This is a genomic window from Gracilibacillus salitolerans, from assembly GCF_009650095.1.
In the GTDB taxonomy this organism is placed as follows: Bacteria; Bacillota; Bacilli; order Bacillales; family Amphibacillaceae; genus Gracilibacillus; species Gracilibacillus salitolerans.
In genome coordinates this window covers 1,309,338-1,328,350 of the sequence record NZ_CP045915.1, presented here as the reverse complement: position 1 = coordinate 1,328,350, position 19,013 = coordinate 1,309,338, and the positions used below count along the sequence as shown (strand labels likewise).

The 19,013-nt window shown below is 37.4% G+C and carries 14 protein-coding genes; 3 read left to right on the top strand and 11 right to left on the bottom strand.

From position 1 onward, the window contains the following. Positions 1 to 19 precede the first annotated feature (19 nt). The 5 genes from GI584_RS06290 to GI584_RS06270 are packed head-to-tail and all read right to left on the bottom strand — an operon-like array spanning position 20 to position 5,106. Entirely contained in the window at positions 20 to 1,312 is a 1,293-nt protein-coding gene (locus GI584_RS06290) for a four-carbon acid sugar kinase family protein (RefSeq protein WP_153790659.1), read from the bottom strand. Further along, positions 1,309 to 1,971: a class II aldolase/adducin family protein gene (locus GI584_RS06285; RefSeq protein ID WP_153790658.1), complete on the bottom strand. Its 663-nt coding sequence runs from the start codon at positions 1,969 to 1,971 to the stop codon at positions 1,309 to 1,311. Before GI584_RS06285 ends, GI584_RS06290 begins: the two co-directional genes overlap by 4 nt. Before the next feature lie 38 nt (positions 1,972 to 2,009). Beyond that, positions 2,010 to 2,927 carry a class II fructose-bisphosphate aldolase gene (locus GI584_RS06280; RefSeq protein ID WP_153790657.1) on the bottom strand — a complete coding sequence of 306 codons (918 nt, stop codon included), beginning with the start codon at positions 2,925 to 2,927 and terminating at the stop codon, positions 2,010 to 2,012. Positions 2,928 to 2,948: 21 nt separating this feature from the next. After that, on the bottom strand, positions 2,949 to 4,442 hold the full coding sequence (locus tag GI584_RS06275; RefSeq protein WP_153790656.1) for an FGGY-family carbohydrate kinase: 1,494 nt from the start codon (positions 4,440 to 4,442) through the stop codon (positions 2,949 to 2,951). Positions 4,443 to 4,446: 4 nt separating this feature from the next. Continuing rightward, positions 4,447 to 5,106 (bottom strand): aspartate/glutamate racemase family protein, encoded by a 660-nt coding sequence (locus tag GI584_RS06270; RefSeq protein ID WP_153790655.1) that lies wholly within the window; start codon positions 5,104 to 5,106, stop codon positions 4,447 to 4,449. A 459-nt stretch (positions 5,107 to 5,565) separates the two neighbouring features. On the opposite strand from GI584_RS06270, the gene GI584_RS06265 reads away from it, so the two are divergent. Continuing rightward, entirely contained in the window at positions 5,566 to 5,853 is a 288-nt protein-coding gene (locus tag GI584_RS06265) for a GNAT family N-acetyltransferase (protein ID WP_153790654.1), read from the top strand. 25 nt (positions 5,854 to 5,878) lie between these two features. Beyond that, entirely contained in the window at positions 5,879 to 8,050 is a 2,172-nt protein-coding gene (locus tag GI584_RS06260) for a glycoside hydrolase family 3 C-terminal domain-containing protein (RefSeq protein ID WP_153790653.1), read from the top strand. Between the two features lie 98 nt (positions 8,051 to 8,148). Here the strand turns inward: GI584_RS06260 and GI584_RS06255 are convergent, their stop codons facing one another. After that, positions 8,149 to 8,997: a nucleotidyltransferase domain-containing protein gene (locus GI584_RS06255; protein WP_153790652.1), complete on the bottom strand. Its 849-nt coding sequence runs from the start codon at positions 8,995 to 8,997 to the stop codon at positions 8,149 to 8,151. Between the two features lie 195 nt (positions 8,998 to 9,192). Here GI584_RS06255 and GI584_RS06250 point away from each other — a divergent pair, with 195 nt between their 5' ends. Then, complete coding sequence (locus tag GI584_RS06250; protein WP_153790651.1) at positions 9,193 to 9,909, top strand: AraC family transcriptional regulator; 717 nt, start codon at positions 9,193 to 9,195, stop codon at positions 9,907 to 9,909. 491 nt (positions 9,910 to 10,400) lie between these two features. On the opposite strand, the gene nagA is transcribed toward GI584_RS06250, so the two are convergent. From nagA to GI584_RS06225, 5 genes are all read right to left on the bottom strand, one after another. Beyond that, a complete protein-coding gene (gene nagA / locus GI584_RS06245) occupies positions 10,401 to 11,546 on the bottom strand; it encodes an N-acetylglucosamine-6-phosphate deacetylase (protein WP_153790650.1) in 1,146 nt (381 codons plus the stop codon). Between the two features lie 219 nt (positions 11,547 to 11,765). After that, positions 11,766 to 12,971 (bottom strand): enolase C-terminal domain-like protein, encoded by a 1,206-nt coding sequence (locus GI584_RS06240; protein WP_153790649.1) that lies wholly within the window; start codon positions 12,969 to 12,971, stop codon positions 11,766 to 11,768. Between the two features lie 12 nt (positions 12,972 to 12,983). After that, the gene (locus GI584_RS06235) at positions 12,984 to 13,766 is read right to left on the bottom strand and encodes an SDR family NAD(P)-dependent oxidoreductase (protein ID WP_228552353.1); all 783 of its coding nucleotides are present in this window, start codon (positions 13,764 to 13,766) and stop codon (positions 12,984 to 12,986) included. 24 nt (positions 13,767 to 13,790) lie between these two features. Then, positions 13,791 to 15,290: a glycoside hydrolase family 32 protein gene (locus GI584_RS06230; RefSeq protein WP_153790647.1), complete on the bottom strand. Its 1,500-nt coding sequence runs from the start codon at positions 15,288 to 15,290 to the stop codon at positions 13,791 to 13,793. A 158-nt stretch (positions 15,291 to 15,448) separates the two neighbouring features. Further along, positions 15,449 to 18,913, bottom strand: a complete 3,465-nt coding sequence (locus GI584_RS06225; protein ID WP_153790646.1) for a glycosyl hydrolase-related protein — start codon at positions 18,911 to 18,913, stop codon at positions 15,449 to 15,451. Positions 18,914 to 19,013 lie beyond the last annotated feature (100 nt).

Below are 19,013 nucleotides of genomic sequence, written 5' to 3'. Positions count from 1 at the left end.
TCTCCTTCTCATCCTTCCATTACTGTGAACGCAAATGGTCGAATGCTTTTTCTAAAAATGTTTCATCTCCGAAACTACCTGATTTTAATATAAACAAGTAGGAAGGTTTGTTTAATGAGATACAAGACGGTAAACCAGTTTGGATTTCCTCCCAAACACGCATCCCTCTTATATTTAGCCTCTGACAAACGGTTGCTGATGTATCTCCACCCGCTATGACAAATCGATATTGTTTCGTTTCTTTCATCACCTTCTCTGAAATAAATGCTATTGCGTTTGAAACTAGCTTCGATACTGCTGTATTATCCATTCCTAATTCTTTTGCTTGTTGCTTTGTTTCATGTACGAGGTCTGGCGTATTAGTAGAATGAACAATGACATCGTCACCGCTAAGGATAGTTTGGATAACCATCTCCGCTAATTCTTCCTGCATTTCCTCCCTATCTATTGTAGAGATTAAACCAAGGGTTTTTAGTTCAATGGTTTTTATACCTTTATCTCGAGCATATCGGATTTGATTAATTGTCTGTGGCGTTAAACTACCTACAGCACAGAATAAACCTTTACTTGAATCACTCTCAGGAACCTGGATATCACCTTGTGCTAGTCGAGAGGATTTGGACTGCACTTTTGGAATTTCTTCAGCAATGGCGGAACTACCACAAATGATTTTTTGATCATAAATAGCTTGGGCAATAATATGCAAATCCGCTTGTTCCTCTACGTCCAGAATAACGTAATGAAACGCTTCTTTCCTCAGGTTATCTAGTTTTGCTCGAATCGATTGTGCTCCCTGTTTTATCGTCTCAATATTGATTAATGTTACTTTACGATTGGTTTGTTTTTGTAAAATATCGACTAGATTAGACTCTGTCATTGGGTGAACAGGGTCATTTTTAAATTGAGAGTTTTCTAATTTTTCGTCATGTACCATGTGAATCCCATGAATCGTTTTACGACCATTTTTCGGAAATCCTAATACAATAACAGCAAATTCTTCATTTAATGCATCAAGCATTGCATCAAATTCAGCTCCTATATTCCCTCTAAACACAGAACAGGTTTTATTGAAAAACTGAGTTGCCCCCGCCTGTTTTATATTCTTCGTAGCTTGAAAAACTTTTTCATAGGCTTTCTCTATTTTATTTAGGCGAGAATCTGTATCGAAAATTAGTACATCCGACATCGTGGATGATAACTCCTGTAAAACATTTGAGTCATAACTATATACATCCGATATAAAACCCCCATTATTAAACATAACACCGATATCATTAGCTCCGGTAATGTCGTCTGCAATTACTCCTATCATACGTTCCCCCACTCTCTCCGTGGTTTATACCCAGCATGATGAAGAAAATCATGTACTCTCTCGTCTGATAGTTTTGTTAAATCAATGGACGCTTGCTTTGCTGTAACAAGCATTTTGCATGTATATTCTAATGTTTGTAAAGCCATTCGAGCTTCTTTCACACTTGTATCATAAACTAAAACACCGTGATTTTCTAAAAGCAAGATATTGGCATCCTTCGCTTTTTCGCGAACAGCATCACCTAAATCGCCTGATCCTGGATGGTGGTAAGGTACTCTAGCCACTTTTTCAAGATAATACATAGATTCCACAAACCATTCTGATGGGATTTCTAAATTGGAACAAGCTACTAAGGTACTATAAAAGGGCGAAGCATGTAACACCGCATTTATTTCAGGTCGCTCTTGATATACAGCTAAATGCATCGGAACTTCTTTAGATGGTTTATTAGTAGTAGAAATAGTTCTACCCTTTAAATCACATGCAGCAAAATCTGTATCATGTAATTCTCCCAAATACGTACCACTTGCTGTGATCAAAAAGCTATCATCTGATGTTTTCGCACTAATATTTCCTGCATTGCCCCAAGCAAGGTCGTTACGCATCATGTAACGACCAATATCTTGTAATTGTTTGTTGATCGTCATTGTATCGCTCATATGAGTTCACCTCATTTCCTATATTTCAAACCAGCTATTTAATATTTAAAGCTATCCACCTTATTTGCACTTAATAAAAAGTTTTCCATTTTATCTTCCACCGTCTTCTGAACAGCTGCTTGGCCTTTTGCTTTAAGATCTTCAGACAATGCTTTACATTCTGCATTTGTCATACGTTCTTCACGACCTATCGCTCCCAAAAGACTTAACTCTAGATCTGTTGCTATATTCACTTTACTAACACCGCCACCCGGAATTTCCATAGCGGCTTGAATCATTTCAGAAGGTACACCAGATCCCCCATGTAATACAAGATGTACAGGTGTAAGTGCTCTAATAGCTTTTAGCCTCTCGAGATCTACTGTTGGTTTTCTTACATTATATACACCGTGAGCCGTTCCCACGGAAACAGCCAATGCATCTACTTTTGTTTGATTAACAAACTCAAGCGCTTCATCTGGGTCTGTATAAAGCTCTTCATCTTTATCTGTTTCGACAAAATCAGTAGTTCCAATCATTCCTAATTCTGCTTCTACAGAAACACCTTTTGAGTGAGCATACTCAGCGACTTTTTTACTAATCACAACATTATTGTCAAATGGATGTTCCGAAGCATCAATCATCACAGAAGTAAAACCTGCTTCAATAGCCTGTTCGATTACCTCAAAGTCCTTTGTATGGTCTAAGTGTAAAACAGTAGGAACGGTAATGTTTTCTTCTTGCATTTTTCTATAGAAAACTTCCCCTATTTCATATGGTGATACTCCATAACGTTCTAGTTCTTTTTGAGAAATTTGTACAATAATTGGTGAATTCTTTTTTTGTCCTGCTCGAAGAATTGGCAATATCATATCCGTATAACGAGGTGAAAATGATCCGATTGCGTAATTTCTCTTTTCAGCTTGTTCTAGCGCTTGTTTTAATGTTATAACATTAGATAATTTGTAAGTTTTCATGGTAATAAATCCTCTCTTTGTTTATTCATTATTTGTGTATATTTGCCTTATCGGGTCTTGCAATTTCAGATAGCCGTTTTGATAAACATTTTTATACTTCTTATATAAAGATGAGTTTGGTTGAATCTCTTCTTTTTTGATTTGGTCAATGACATCTAACATGTCTGCTTCATCTTGATAGATTCCTTTTGCTAGTCCAGCTAACATTGCGGCTCCCATCAAGGTCGCCTCATTTATTTCAGGGATGGTTATGGGGCAATTCGACACATTCGATTTTAATTGCATCCAATGCCTATTTTTCGTCCCACCACCAACTGAAGTAATTTGGTCGAGTTTTGTTGACAGGATTTTTTCTACAGTGTTTCTCATCCATTCAAATTCATATGACAAACCTTCTAACACAGCTTTTATTACATCTTCTTTACTATGAGAAGCTTTAAGCCCAATAAATGCTCCATTAACATCTGTATCAGGCATTGGTACTCCACTGCCTGTTATATATGGGAAATACAAAATCCCAGTAGGCTGATGATCAACACCTTCTAGCAAATATAGTAATCTGTCATATGATAGCTTATCATCTGCTAAAAGGTTACGAAGCCATTCTATCGATCCACCTGAGGATTGAATGGCCCCCATCCAAAATAAACGATTAGGCAAAACATGAACCCCAAAATTTAAACCTGATCGATAATCCTCTTCTGTAATAGTCCGTTCTGCAACAGAGCCAACTAATGTTTCTGCAGTACCTATCGAATCAAGTACCACTTGAGGAGTTACCACACCTACAGCTAATGCTGCACATACATGATCATGACCCGCTACTATTACAGGAGTACCTTCTTTGATTCCATAGTCATCGAATCCCTCACTAACTTCACCGACTGGCTCATAACTCGCTTTGACTTCTGGAAAAAGTTCCTTATCTAAGCCACATTTTTGAATAAAGGATTCATCCCATTCTTTTGTATCAATCCGATAAACATAAGTTCTAGCTGCTAGTGTATAGTCAGTCGCTACTACCTTTGTTAAATGAAAAGCAATCAAATCTGCTGTTGATAACCATTTCACACCTTTTTTGATTTGATATCCTGCTTCCTTTAACCACAATATCTTTGCTAAACCATGCTTATAGCTATGTTTAATTCCAGTTTTTTTAAATCGATCGATTTCATCTATTTCCAATCTCAATTGATCTGCAATTTTATTGGTTCTTCTATCAAACCAAGGAAGGATTGGAGATATATATTCTCCCGTTTCTTGGTTTACTAATAGACCACTTTCGGCCATGCTAGTAATCCCAATCGTCTCTATTTCGTGTGTACTTTGTTCCTGTAGTTCCTTTATTAGCCCTATTACTGATTCAACTAAGACCGCTGGTTCGTAATAAGGAAAGGAATGTTTGTCGTAATACACTCTGTTAGGTGCTGTTCGAACATCAATCAAATTGCCATCACGATTAAAAAGCCCTACCTTTAAATTTGTAGTTCCTATATCTATACCTAATAAGCTCATATGGTTAAGCCCTTTCTGCTATTTCTCGAACACGCAGCATTCCTAATTTAGGGCTTGATAGAAATTTACTTTGTGAAGACTTCGGTAATTGAGCTACAACTCTTGCCATCGAAGCTTGAGCTAACACGATTATATCTACCTCATTAGCCATTTTCTCTAATAAGTCTTTTAGTATATGATCATGCTTTTCTTTTTCGCCATTCATTAATTTCTGATAAGCTTCAGAGGCTACATTGGATTCTAATTGAATTTCTTTACCTGATTCCGCTGCTTTTGACTCCAATAATGCCATTGTTGGATTTAGTGTCGTCGCTAATGTGGCCACTACGCCTATTTTATTTCCCTCTGAAATTGCTTTTTCCGCCATCGCTTCGTCAATTCGAATTACAGGTATATTAACTTCTTTTTTAGCATCTTTTACGACTTCTCCCACCGAAGAACATGCATTTAGAATGATATCTGCTCCTGTCTTCTCAGCAAATTTCATATATTGAATAATTTTCTTCCTAACAAATGACATATGACTTGGATCTTCTATTAATTTAGGAAGAATAGAATCATCAACAAAATTTATCACCTGATGATCGGGCAGTAATTCCCTTGCTAAAGCTTTCAAAGGTTCAATCGTTACAGGTGTGGTATGAACGATAGCTAACGTTTTCATAGCAACGCCTCCTTTATGTTGTTTTGTGTGGATTTTTGATATAATTACGAATGATTATGTAATTATTATGGCTTAATTCAGCAGAAACGTCAATGTTTTTTGCAGATTTTCATTAGCTATCCCTATAATAAATAGCTAGACAATTAATGATATTACTGATATCATTTGGTTTCATAAGGCACAACACCACTCAAAGTGAATTGTTGTTTTTTTGTGGTTTTTATGTGCATATTTAATTGAATGAAATGGAGCGATAAAAATGTTATTTTCTCCAATTGATGTTTCCAAGAAGGCAGAAATGATTGCACTCTGGAATAAAGCAATGGGAAAAAACTTTCCTATATATGATCAACTTTTTATGCAGAACACATTCAATGATCCACACCTTTATTCCGAAGCATCTCAAATGATGATCAACAGATCTGGGGAAATAACCGGATTCATCATTTTTAAAAAGGAGTGCAATCACCTACATTAGATATCTCTGATCAAAATGGCTTTATTCAATCCATTGTCGTTGATCCAGAACAGCAAAATAAAAAAACCGCAAAGTATTTGCTAGAGACTGCTGAACAAGTATTTAAGCAGTCCAACGCCAAAAAAATTATCGCAGGACAAGATTTCAATCACTATTTCCCAGGAGTACCAACGAATGCCACCAACGGGACTACACATATTCATTTTTATCAAAAATTAGGGTTTAAACCCTGGAAACAGTATCAAACATTCGAAAAGAATATTCAATAACATATCATTTCATGGAGGGAAAATAATGGTAAATGTACCGAAATATAAAGATACATCATTAAGTTTTGAAGAACGTGTTAACGATCTAGTTGCTCAAATGTCTTTAAAAGAAAAAGCAGCACAACTCATACACAAATCTTGTGCTATTCCGCGTCTCGGGATCCCGTCCTATAATTGGTGGAACGAAAGTTTACACGGTGTGGCAAGAGCTGGTGTATCAACTATGTTCCCACAGGCGATTGGTCTTGCTGCAACTTTTGATACTGAATTGCTAGAGGAAGTTGGGGATGTCATCGCAACAGAAGGACGAGCGAAACACCATGAGTTTGCCCGAAAAAATGACCGCGGTATTTATAAAGGGCTTACTTTCTGGGCACCTAACATTAATATTTTTCGCGACCCTCGTTGGGGGAGAGGGCATGAAACATATGGAGAAGATCCTTATCTAAGCGGTAAGTTGGGAGTTGCCTATATTAACGGAATTCAAGGTAATGATCCAAAATATTTAAAAGCAGCAGCTTGCGCTAAACACTTCGCTGTTCATAGTGGACCGGAAGAGCTAAGACATGAATTCAATGCGCAAGTTAATAAAAAAGACTTATATGAAACCTATTTACCTGCATTCCGTGATGCTGTTAAAGATGGGAATGTAGAAGCCATCATGGGTGCCTATAATGCCGTTAATGGCGAGCCTTGTTGTGGTAGTGAAACATTATTAGAACAAATTTTGCGACAGGAATGGGAATTTCAAGGACATGTTGTATCTGATTGTTGGGCAGTTGTCGATTTCCATGAAGGACATCGTGTAACCAGCACTAAACAAGAGTCTGCAGCCCTAGCCATCAATAACGGCTGTGATTTGAATTGTGGTTCTATGTACAAATACTTAGTAAGAGGCGTAGAGGAAGGCCTTATATCGGAGGAAACCATTGATACGTCTGTAAAACGATTAATGATGACTCGCATGAAGCTAGGGATGTTTGATGAGGAAAGTAATGTACCTTATGCGAATATCCTATTTGAAGTAAATGACAGTAAAGAGCATAATGAGTTAGCTTTAGAGACAGCTAAGAAAAGTTTAGTTTTACTGAAAAACAAAGATAACTTTCTACCACTCAACAAAGAAAAAACAAAATCTATTGCAGTCATTGGACCAAATGCCAATAGTAGAGAAGCACTAATTGGTAACTATGAAGGGACAGCTTCTCAATATATTACTGTTCTGGATGGTATCCGCTCCGCTCTTCCCGACTCAAGAATTTATTACGCAGAGGGTTGCGAACTGTACAATAAGAAACAAAGTGCGCTTGATCATCCAGAAGATAGAATTTCAGAAGCTATCTCTATTGCAGAAAGATCTGATGTAGTTGTCCTATGTTTAGGGCTTGACGCAACAATTGAAGGCGAAGAAATGCACGAATCGAACACATTTGGAAGTGGGGATAAGCCAACCCTTGAATTACCAGGCCTTCAGAGAGACCTTATGAAAAAGCTTCACGAAACTGGAAAGCCAATCGTTCTTGTCAATCTTTCGGGTAGTGCCATTGCATTAAATTGGGCGGACGAACATTTACCAGCAGTTGTACAAGCATGGTACCCTGGAGCACAAGGTGGTAAGGCTATCGCCTCCTTAATATTTGGTGAATATAGTCCATCCGCTAGGTTACCAGTTACTTTTTATAAAAGCAGCGAAGAGTTACCTGATTTTCATGATTATTCAATGAAAAATAGGACTTATAGATATATGGAAAACGAAGCACTTTATTCATTTGGTTATGGATTGTCTTATACATCGTTTATCTATAAGCCTGTTAATCAATTAGATCATAGCTTCTCAACTTCCGAAAACATTAATATTCAACTATCAATCCAAAATACCGGAGAGATGGAAGCAGAGGAAGCCATTCAAATATATGTGAGAAACATAGAAGCTAGTGTACGTGTACCGAATTTAGAATTAAAAGGTTTTAAAAAGATTAAATTAAAACCGAAAGAAGAAAAGGTTATAGAGTTTACTGTAACACCTCGCGACTTGTCACTTATAACTGAAGAAGGAATAAGAGTAATAGAACCAGGTCATTACCAAATTTTTATTGGTGGAAGCCAACCTGACAAACGAAGTGTACACTTAACAGACAGTAATATTTTAACTTACGAGGTTAATATTACTGGAGAAAGGAATGTATTGTCATACTGAAAATATCGTAAGTTATGGTAGGAACTATGTAAATGAGATTAATTACCGCAACGGCAAAACATATCAGACCTTTTGCCGTTGCCTTCTTTTTCTAACTATCATAATGGTGCATGATAGTATGGCTTTGGTATTTTTTGGTCTAATCCATATTTAGCAAATGCTGTGTTCACTTGAGGAAACATTTCTTCGACCATAGTTAACGTTTCTGTAAGTATGCTATGAAGTTGTTCTAGCGCTTCAAGTGGTTCTAGTTTATAGATATTTCTTAATTTTGATTCAATCTGTGTTGGTACATAAGCTAATTCATATAGCCTCTTATATATCCATTTATAAGTGGGAAAATAAGATTGATTTAAAGCAAGTAGTATCAAAAATAAGCTAGATTGAATAGCACTAATCATCGCGTATATTGCTGTTGGATTATCACGATGTACCGCAAAATTCAGTTGACGAAGATGGAAATGAGGGAGATACTCTTCTAAAAATTGAATAGAAAGTTCTTCGGGATACTTTGTCACATCCTTCTTCCACTTTTGCATAAGATTTTTTCCATACAACGGAATTCCATTTCTAATGGTATCTAGTGTGTTATTTGCATTCAGATCCAAACTATATTCATGCAAAACTTTGTTCATCGTTATTTCTTCTTCAGCAATCGTTCTATGCCAAAGATCAACAGGAAATCCGTTTATCAGTAAAGCACTTTCATGCCCATGATCTAATTTAGGGTAGCTAAATTTAGCGTTTAAGTCATTAATAATCGAATATTTTGTATCCTCACATGGATATTCATCCCAGTATAGAATCAGTTCCAGATCTGAATATACATCGGAATAACCTCGTGCAACAGAACCTCCAACAAGTATAGCGTGAACCCCTGAAAAATGACGTAGTTTGGAATGAAGTTGTGTAGCAAAATCTAGTCTCCATTTTGATTGATTATTCATTTCGTTCCTCCTTAATTTTGATGGTGTTTAGCCTAGGCTAAAAATACAAGATTCTTACCATGAAGAATATCTAGTAGTAATGTTATAACAAGCACACTTTAAAAAAAGAATAAAAAATGCGGAGAGACTATTGATTATTGCTTATGAAAGGAGTTTATCAATGACTAAAAGAAGCATAATTATAAACAATCCACATTGTGTAAAGGGATTGGAGGTCAGCAATGTACCGTACAAACAGGAAATCTCTTTATTTTCAACAAAAATGTTTCCCATCAGGAGTTTATTGATAGAAATCGTTCATTTAAAGCTTTGTTTTTAGGTTTTTGTTCCTTACAAATCAAAGGTTTACCTGACAATCATCTTATTGATGAGAAAGAAAAACCTATTCTACAATTAGAAGAAGAGGTTTCAGATTTTCAACATCTTATACTTCAAATCATCCATGAAATACAGAGTGATTTGCCAGAATCGAACATTATTACGAATGGCTTGTTATCCGCACTTATTGGACGGCTTATTCAACAATTTCACCATCAACCTAACAGTGTCAATAAAAGAAAATATTCATCTTCCAAAAATTCAATTTTAACTGTGAAAAAGTTGATTGAACAAAGATATAAAGAAAATTGGACATTGGACAGGTTAGCAAAAAAAGTATATTTGAGCCCACATCATTTATGTCGTCAGTTCAAACAAAAAACTGGCTGGTCACCTGGTCAATACCTGATTTACAGACGGATGGAAGTAGCTAAATATCTATTGTCTTCGACTAATTACACAATGGAACAGATAGCAAGCCAAATTGGCTACAAAAGCGACACACACTTTCATCAAGTATTCAAAAAGAATACAGGTATCACACCAGGACATTTCAGAGTGTTAAAAAGAGGTTATATACCATCAAAGGAATAAAATAATAAAGTGGTATATGCCATCCTTCCTTCTAGATCACTAAGCTTATTTTTTAACAATAGATGAAACTAAATCAGGCTGCATATCCCCCCTCTTAAGATTTGGGGAATAGCAGCCTAATAAGCATATTATGGACAGGTATACCTTTCAAATTAAGAAAAGCGCATAGCGCCCGCTTAGAAAGGTAGCGACTGTGCCTGTACAACACGGGTAGATCGATATTGTCACGCAAAGTGACGGCTTTAATCGATCATTCCTACAACTGAGATAAAGGAAGCACTGAGAAAAGCGAGCCGATGATGACTTTCGCCCAAGGCCACGACGAACAGGAAGTTCTAGTATCGACGTTGGTCACAGGACGTGACTGAAGTTAGTCGATGAAAGGGCGACTAGGCCTCTGGTTTCACCAGTCGGCAAGTCTCCTTTATCGTAGGGCGATTCGTGAAGTCGCCTTGTTTCTGGGCGCTAGACATTACGCAAATTTTCTTTTCCTACAATGAAATAATATGCCCTTCTTTCATCGTTTTACTTACATGAAAATCTTCATCTAATAATACTAAATCAGCATCATAACCCTCTGCAATTTTTCCTTTACGCATTAATCCCAGCAATTCTGCTGGAGTTGTAGCGGCCATTCTCACCGCATCAACAAGTGGTACACCATTTTCAAAGGTTTTTTTAAGTGCTTGGTTCATGGTGACTGTACTAGAAGCCAGTGTGCCATCACTTAATGTTGCTATTCCGTCTTTGACTGTTACATGATGACCTCCAAAATGATACTGACCATCCCCTAGCCCCATTGCTTGCAACGCATCAGTAATAAGTACTAACTTTTCTGAGCCTTTTATTCGATGCATTAACCGGACTATTGCAGGGTGTAAATGTACATTATCTACAATTGCTTGTAAACTCACATGCTCTTGTTCAAAAGCAGCAGTCACAACTCCAGGTTTACGGTGATGAATAGGAGACATAGCATTAAAACAATGTGTCACATGACTTGCTCCATGCTGAAATGCTTCCTTTGCTTCCTCATACGTTGCATCTGAATGTGCAATCGCAACGATTACTTCTTTCTCCACTAAATATTTGACTAATTCTAAACCACCATCTAACTCAGGAGCTACGGTTACCATTTTAATGAACGATTCCGCACGGACTAATAGTTTATCGATTTCAGATACGTTTGGTTCCCTTAAATATTTTTGATTTTGCATGCCTTTGCGTTTTTCATTTAAGTAAGGACCCTCTAGATGTATGCCTGCAATACTTGCTCCTTGCTCTTGTCCCTTCACTTTTTTCACTGAATCTATCATCTCTTCTAATGCATCCAGGGATGAAGTTACTGACGTAGCCAAAAAGGATGTACACCCTGTTTTGGCACATTGCTTGGATACTTCCTGAACACTCTCTGTTGTTCCATCCATCATATCAAATCCATTAGCCCCATGGATATGCACATCCACCATGCCAGGAATTAATAATTTATTCTTGGCATCTATTATCGTTACGTTCTCTGACACATCATTGTTATCACTAACCTCTATAATGGTTCCATTATCTATTAAGACCGATCCATTCTTCCATATTTCTTTTTCCAACACAATATTTGCATGGATAATTCGTTGTTTCGCCATAATTGATTCATCCTTTGCTATCAATCAAAGATTTACCTTCATTGATTCTACGGATTTTCTCCACATCCACTTTAGTTTTCGCATACATGAATAATCCAAACATTTCGGACATTGTCGTCCCAAGCATAAATAAACCTTGTATAGTTAATGTAATTACAGCATCTCTGGATAATTCTTGCTCTTTAGGAATTTTGTTAGTAAATATGATTTAAACTTCTTCTACGGTCGAACGATAGTGCCGTCTGTAATGCGAGACACCGTCCATTCAGGTAGGTTATCATGACAAGGGTATTGTCTTGCTTTTTCCTCATCAATTTCTACTCCTAGTCCTGGTTTATCTGTTACATACACATAACCACCTCGAATTTCCGGCGTCCCAGGGAAAACTTCACGTATTTGGTCATTTACAGCACTCCATTCTTGAATACCGAAATTAGGACTACTCAAATCTAAGTGGATATTCGCTGCTTGACCAACTGGAGAAATATCATTCGGACCATGCCATGCTGTTTTCACACCAAAATTATCTGCTATTATCGCTAGTTTTCTCGCAGGGGTGATTCCACCAATTGCACTAATATGGCACCTAATGAAATCTATTAATCTATTCGTAATTAATGATGTCCACTCTTTTGGATGTACAAATAGTTCTCCCATCGCGATAGGGATAGCACTATGATTTCTTAATGTTTCGAACCATTCTAAATGTTCTGGAGCTAGTGGGTCTTCTAAATAAAACAATCGATATTGTTCTAATTCTTTGGCCATCCGAACGGCTTCTATCGGTGAAACTCTCTCATGAATATCATGAATAAATTCTAAGTCTTCACTAATATTTGCCCGTAGATAGTCAAATAGCTTTGGAACACTTTTGGCGTAGGTAACCGGATCATAGTATTTGCCTGATAATGCATTCTCTGGCGATTGCATGTGATGCCCTCTCCCACCATATCCACCAAGCTGACATCTTACATACCGGTATCCTTGTTCCTTCATTTCTAAAACTTTTTCTCCAACTTCCTGCATATCTCGTCCATCAGTATGTCGATATACTGCAGCAGCTTCACGACATTTTCCTCCTAATAGCTGATATACAGGCATGTTAGCCAATTTCCCTTTAATATCCCAGAGCGCCATGTCCACTCCTGCAATTGCATTATTTAAAACAGGGCCATTTCGCCAATAGGCACTAACCATTGAAGATTGCCAAATATCTTCAATACGTTCGGGGTCTTTTCCAACTAAAAACGGCTTTAAATAATCATCAATGGCTGACGCCACTGTTCGATGTCTTTGTGTAAAAGTAGCACATCCCAATCCATATAGCTCTGGTTCATTTGTTTCCACTATCACCACAACCAGATTCACACCTGCTGGCGCTGTTAAGATTGTTCGGACATTTTTAATCGTTATACTTCGTCCCATAACCATCCTCCTTCAATCCTGTTTCCAACCACTTTGTTTATCACTTGTTTCTGGCATGCCTGGTAAAATAAGCCCACCATCTACTCTCACCGTTGTTCCCGTAATATAGGATGCACGTTCAGATACAAGAAAGCATACAGCTTCAGCGACATCATTTGGTTGGCCAGCTCTTGCTAATGGGACTTTCTGACCAAAGTTTTGATAATATTCATCCCTACTAGAATACACTTGAATAGCACCCGGTGCCACACAATTTACTCGAATGCCATAATCAGATAACTCTAACGCAACAGATTCGGTAGCTCGTCTTAATCCAGCTTTCACCGCACCGTACACTGCATCATCCGGATAAGCTCGCTCAGCCCTCGTTGACGTAATATTGATGATATTACCAGGGAAATGACACTCTTTCATATGTTGGCCGATTAAACTCATTAATGTTAACGGTGCTTTTAAATCCAGATTTATTAAGTGATCTAATTCATCTATCTCCATTTCTGTAATAGGATGAAAAATGGTAATACCAGCATTATTAACAAGTGTATGAATTGATCCAAGGTTTGAAATTACTTCCTTAACTAAAGTAGCAAGCAAATTCGTTTGTCTAAGATCCACATTAAACACGAAACATCTTCGATTAAATTGTTCCTGAATTTGCTGTTTCGTTTGCTTTGCTCTTTGTTCATCCTGAAAATGACAAAAAGCAATATCATAGCCCTCTTCCGCTAACCGTATTGCCACTTGTTTTCCAATACCTCGACTAGCTCCTGTCACCAAAGCCGTTTTTTGTTCCATTTGCATGCCTGCTCAACACCTTTACTACCAAATTGATTTCAACGACCAGATATCGATATAGTTCGCTTTCACTACACCAGATTTTACAAATAATTGTACTCCTGTACTTTCTATATCAGGGTAAATACGATGTGACATCACTGTCCGACCGTCATCTGCAAACACTTCAATCGAAGAAGAATCTATGAACAGATGAAGTTTTAAATAGTCTTCTGCATGCGGAATGAGTTCACAAGTTGTTTCACCATTCTCACTTAATCCTGATTGCTTGCGATTGACACTTAATTCATTTTGTTCCTGCCTGAAACTAATAACAGTTTTTTCTTCTCGATTAATTGAACTTCTTACTTCAAGGCCGAATTCTTTGGCATCACTTACTTTTAAGTCAAAGTCCGCTATAATTTCAAGGGCACCTCCATTGGTTAAACACACATGCTTATCCGCTCCGCTAATTGTTAATTCATTCCACTCAAGATGATGCTCCCTCAGTTCTTGTAATTCTGGTACCGGATTAAAAGTTAAACTTCCATCATCCAATATAGAAACGAGACGAGGTATTGTCATGATACCAGCCCATCCTTTTTCCTGTGTCGGCATAGCATTCCACCACATATCTAACCAGCCTATTAAAATAACCCGACCTTGATCACCCACTAAAGTTTGAGGTGCGTAAAAATCTTTACCTAAATCAACGTCTCCATCCACTTCTTCTTGGAACTTACCTGTCTGATAATCCATGTTCCCAACCCAATATATTGCTTGTCTATTTTCCTGACCTTTCTCACTTTTAGAAATAGCCGGAGAAAAGATAAAAACATCTTTTCCATCTATTTCAAAAAAGTCTGGACAATTCCAAATCTTACCGTGTAATGTATCACGACTTTCCGCCATTTTCCCCATATACTTCCATGAGCGAAGATCTTCTGAGTGATATAAGAGTGCATTTCCTTTGCCGTTTTTTCCTGAACCTATCGCCATATACCATTTATCTTCATGTCGCCAGACTTTGGGATCTCTAAAATCTTGTGATCCTTCCTCAGGAAAATTTCCAATAATAGGGTTATTCTCATCTTTTTCAAAGCTTACGCCATCCTGACTTGTTGCCATACATTGAACTTGTTTTTTGACTCGACGATCTTCTATCACATTACCTGTATAAAAAATGATAAATTTGTCATTATGATAAACTGATGTACCTGAGAAACAACCATGTGTTTCATAATCTTCAGTTGGTGCTAGTGCAATTGGCAAGTGTTCCCAATGGATTAGATCTTTACTTTTGGCATGTCCCCAGTGCTTTGGTCCATTTTCAGCACTATAAGGATGTTGCTGGTAAAACATATGATATTCCCCATTAATGTAGATAAGTCCATTTGGGTCGTTAATCCAAGAAGCTTCAGGCATGAAATGATACTTCATTCGAAAGTTACATTGATTAGATAACGCACTTAACTCCTTAATCGCTTTATCCGCCTTCATAATCATCTCTTGATGATATTGGTTTTTTTGATCATTGGTATGCATAATGATTCCTCTCCATATATTCTTTGATATATCTTATTTGTAAACTGTTGATCTGACGAGATCTAAAACTAACTCATTACTTTTTGGCTTAGCTCAAGAAGGTAAAATAAGACCTGTTTTCTGCTCTCTTTTTGTAGCTCCAACTTGCAGGCTCTTTCTTACAAAGTGATCAGGATTGTTTTCACTTCCCATGGTTCCATATGAACGGTTAAGGATCCATTAGCATTCACTTCCAGTTTCTCTGTTTCTTTTTCTAATAAATCTGTTACTTTTGCAAACTGAATTTTTTGTTTAGGCACTTCAAAAGTTGCCGTGCTTGTTTGACCTGCAATTTCTTGTAATCGAATGATCCAGCTACTTACTTCCCATTTTGCTTTTTTTAATGTGACTAGCGATACTTGATCTGTATCTAATTGAGCTAATTGACCACCAGCCTCACTTTGATATGGTGGGTGAACGGTTCGGAAATCCTGGAAGCTTATCCGATGTCCATAAATTGGTCTTCTCTGCTGCCAACCAAAACGATATGCTTGATCATGCTTAATCTGGTTTGCACTAGTAATAGAATAACGAATCTCGATTTGACCTGATTGTGATGCCTTATAGTTTGTATGCCAATAATTATTGAGAACATACGAGAACACTCTATTTCCCGTTAGATCAAGTTCCTTAGGCCATCTACCTTTAACAACATTGCCAATAGTAAATAGTGGAATATCTGGTGTCGCAATAGCTATGCTTGCTTCCTCATTAGCTAACAACATCGTAGATTGCACAGGAAGCCATTCCTTACATGCTCCTGGCAGTTGATCCTTATCCCAATTCACCCAACCTATTTGTGAGTCAGATTTAATCGTTGCTTGCTTCAAATTAGTAGGAAAAGCAATGTAAATCGCTTCTTTTTCTAATTTCTCTTCTTTATCTAAACTATATTGGACATCGATTTGTTTTAGTTGATCCCATAATGTCCACGCTACTTTCAACTCTCCATGAGTAACTTTTCCAACAAGTTGAACCGATTGTCCGTAATCAAAGGATTCTACCTTTACATCAAATAACTCAAAATCGGTTAATAGCTCAGGATCTCCGTCAGCTAAATCATTGGAATTTCCGACTAACCGAGTGCCTTCTCCACCTTTCGCGTAGACAAACTGACCAAAGCCAAATTCATCTGACTTATCGACCAATTCTGTTTCATTCTCTTTATCTAGTAGGCTCACAAGGCATGCTCTTTCTGTGACTAATTCCATACGATAAAAATCATTTTCCAAAACAACCACTTTCTGATTATGTTGATCAATGGATCGATCATTTTCTGCTTGATTACTTACATTTTTTAACACCATTCTTTGATAGCTTAAGCCTGGTAGGTTATTAATCCATATCTCAACAATAGCCTGAGTCGTTGTCTCCTTTACCTTTCTCGTTTGCATTTCTTCTCCTGTAACTGCATTATATACTTTTTCATTTTTGGCTATTTCCACTTGAACAGGTCCACTTACCCTCCAACTATGCGCATTATAAACAACGACTTCCCTTCCATTATTGTTCCAATTCAAGCTATGTCTAACGGCTGCTGTGTCGAGTAAACGCTTAGCTTTTTGTAAACCATCACGTGCAAAATGATGTTTAATCGCCCATTGATCGTGTTGTAATAAAGCATCTGGATCTGTACCACTTAAAAACGCTCCCCAAGTATGCTCTACAAATTGCAAATTAGTATGCCATGCTTGATCAAAATGATTATTAGGATATTTCCAATTTGGATTATGAATGGCTGCCAAGGACTCTAGCTTTTCTGCAGCTGGTAGCATCGATTGCGCTTTACGAATCGTAATAACCGGTTCTATAGTTGATCCCACGCCATCTTCCCAATATCCTCCACCATCACCTTTTACAGTCTGAAAATGATCAGAAAATTGGCCTTCTACATATTCGAAGAAATCTTCTACATTACTTGGAATAAGTTTCGGATACTCATACATTTCATTCCATTGTTTGGTAAAGTCCACTGGCTGTGGATCCATGTCAGTATTATCAGCTTCCTGTCCATATAATAAAACAGCATCTGGTGCGTAAGACTCTGTTTCATACTCATCTAACCAAAGCTCCAAACCTCGTTCAGCACTACTTATTACTGGCGGACTGCCACATACTTTTCTCAACTCACAATACATCTTAGCCAACCAAACAAGTACCTTTCCACCGTGATTTCCCTCCCAATAATAGGGGGATATTTTATGCAAACCTCCATTTAAACGAAATGGCCCTCGATCCTGATTATTAGCATGAACTAAAAATTTCACACCAGAATCTTGCAATACTTTTGGTAATGATCCTGTCATAGAAGGCACATCAACAATCGATGTGAATTTTGAGCGTAAACCTCTTGGTCTTAGTAGAGATTCTGAAAATTCACCGTTCCGTATCAAATCTTCTAAAGAGGCGTATTGAGTGAGCAAGTCACCATAGGAATGCGGAATACCAATTTTGCCTTGTTGCACGTATTGAAATAATTTTTCGACTTGTTGTTCACTTCTCAACTCGATATATGCTTCTAAAACCCAAGATGCATCCAAATGATATGAAAATGTATCGCCTGCGTTTCCTGATTCTAAAAACTGAATAGCTGTATCAATATTACGACATAACCGCTCTCCTACCTCCCATTGGCGATGTGTATACCCAATATCCGTATGCGAATGCGGAGTAATATAGACTTTCCATTTTCTCTTTCGTTGGATAGTACCTGATTGCTCGAAATCTTCTCCATTAATCTTTCCAAGAATACGATACGTCACAACACCCTCTCCATCAATTAAATCAAAAGTATGTGTGATGTGACCGAACGATATAGTCGGAATTGGAATAGTTAAGATTTGCATTTCATCTGCCACTTGGATCTCCAATGATAGAGACGTGGCATGTAATGCTTGATTGCTTTCTAAATAGACATAACAACGCTCCACTAATTCGCCATTTTTATTTCTTTTATAAAGTACAGTCGGCTCGATAGCTAGTTTTTTTACACTTGATTCTGGTTGTACTTCCTTTTTTAATAGTGAAATAGATTGATAGATAAACCCTGCTCCATTAGCCATTCGGTCTAGACGCTTTATTTTTTCAACATTATCTACCCTTATATAATCTCCACCATCTCGACTAACTAACTCCAGTACATTCTCCCCTTGTTTCAATTGCTCATCAGGGATGACCACTTCAAGGACACCATCCGAATAAATGGTTGTGTGCAAACCCGAATGAAGATTTATTTCTCCAGATTGTGAAGGATTAGGGTGAAGATAGGCATTGCCTTTTGTACCATTTATCTTCATTTCGACAAATGCTAATCGTGGCGCTATCACTAAGTAATGCATCCGTAATACATAAGAACCTTGAGGTTGGTGGTCTAAGTTAAACTTTATTGTATAAGGTCTTCTTTTATATCCAAATTCCGGGTCTGCTTCACTTGGATGGAATAATGGCCATTTTTGATTGGTATGGTGTGCATCTTCTACATTCCATACCACGTCTGCAAATAAAGTTGGATCTTTATAATTATCTACTAACTGATTAGATTTACCTTCAGTTGAACCAATTTGCCAGAAAGTAATTTCTTTCATAATGAACCTCCATATCTAGCTATTCTTTATTTTTCTCACTATGAAATAAATGCCAGAAGTCAGTGGCAAAAAGCGATTACTTTTTTCACACTGACACCTG